Annotated in this window: 1 rRNA gene; it reads right to left on the bottom strand. The window is 58.1% G+C overall.

What is annotated here, in order from left to right:
* Positions 1 to 24: 24 nt before the first annotated feature.
* Positions 25 to 1,550: ribosomal RNA gene (locus BCL65_RS17705) — 16S ribosomal RNA — on the bottom strand.
* Positions 1,551 to 1,579 lie beyond the last annotated feature (29 nt).

Raw genomic sequence — 1,579 nt, 5'->3', positions numbered from 1 at the left:
CGACGAGCAGTATGTGCTCCTTAGAAAGGAGGTGATCCAGCCGCACCTTCCGGTACGGCTACCTTGTTACGACTTAGTCCCAATCGCCAGTCCCACCTTCGACCACTCCCCCCGGAAAACCGGTTGGGCCATGAGCTTCGGGTGTTACCAACTTTCGTGACTTGACGGGCGGTGTGTACAAGGCCCGGGAACGTATTCACCGCAGCGTTGCTGATCTGCGATTACTAGCGACTCCGACTTCATGGGGTCGAGTTGCAGACCCCAATCCGAACTGAGACCGGCTTTTTGGGATTCGCTCCACCTTACGGTATCGCAGCCCTCTGTACCGGCCATTGTAGCATGCGTGAAGCCCAAGACATAAGGGGCATGATGATTTGACGTCATCCCCGCCTTCCTCCGAGTTGACCCCGGCAGTCTCCCATGAGTCCCCGGCATAACCCGCTGGCAACATGGGACGAGGGTTGCGCTCGTTGCGGGACTTAACCCAACATCTCACGACACGAGCTGACGACAACCATGCACCACCTGTGCACCGACCTTGCGGAACCACCATCTCTGGCAGCGTCCGGTGCATGTCAAGCCTTGGTAAGGTTCTTCGCGTTGCATCGAATTAATCCGCATGCTCCGCCGCTTGTGCGGGCCCCCGTCAATTCCTTTGAGTTTTAGCCTTGCGGCCGTACTCCCCAGGCGGGGCACTTAATGCGTTAGCTGCGGCACGGAACTCGTGGAATGAGCCCCACACCTAGTGCCCAACGTTTACGGCATGGACTACCAGGGTATCTAATCCTGTTCGCTCCCCATGCTTTCGCTCCTCAGCGTCAGTAACTGCCCAGAGACCTGCCTTCGCCATCGGTGTTCCTCCTGATATCTGCGCATTCCACCGCTACACCAGGAATTCCAGTCTCCCCTACAGTACTCTAGTCTGCCCGTACCCGATGCAAGCCCGAGGTTGAGCCTCGGGATTTCACACCAGACGCGACAAACCGCCTACGAGCTCTTTACGCCCAATAATTCCGGACAACGCTTGCGCCCTACGTATTACCGCGGCTGCTGGCACGTAGTTAGCCGGCGCTTCTTCTGCAGGTACCGTCCACCCGAAGGCCTTCTTCCCTGCTGAAAGAGGTTTACAACCCGAAGGCCGTCATCCCTCACGCGGCGTCGCTGCATCAGGCTTTCGCCCATTGTGCAATATTCCCCACTGCTGCCTCCCGTAGGAGTCTGGGCCGTGTCTCAGTCCCAGTGTGGCCGGTCGCCCTCTCAGGCCGGCTACCCGTCGACGCCTTGGTAGGCCATCACCCCACCAACAAGCTGATAGGCCGCGAGCCCATCCCCCACCGAAAAACTTTCCAACACCCACCATGCGGTGAATGCTCATATCCGGTATTAGACCCCGTTTCCAAGGCTTATCCCGAAGTGGAGGGCAGGTTGCTCACGTGTTACTCACCCGTTCGCCACTGATCCACCCAGCAAGCTGGGCTTCACCGTTCGACTTGCATGTGTTAAGCACGCCGCCAGCGTTCGTCCTGAGCCAGGATCAAACTCTCCGTAAAAGAGAGAAAACAACCAACGACCCCCGAAG

The organism is Isoptericola halotolerans (genome assembly GCF_003003075.1).
Lineage (GTDB): Bacteria > Actinomycetota > Actinomycetes > Actinomycetales > Cellulomonadaceae > Isoptericola > Isoptericola halotolerans_A.
Note: the sequence above shows the minus strand (reverse complement) of the source record. Positions and strands in the feature narration are given on the sequence as shown.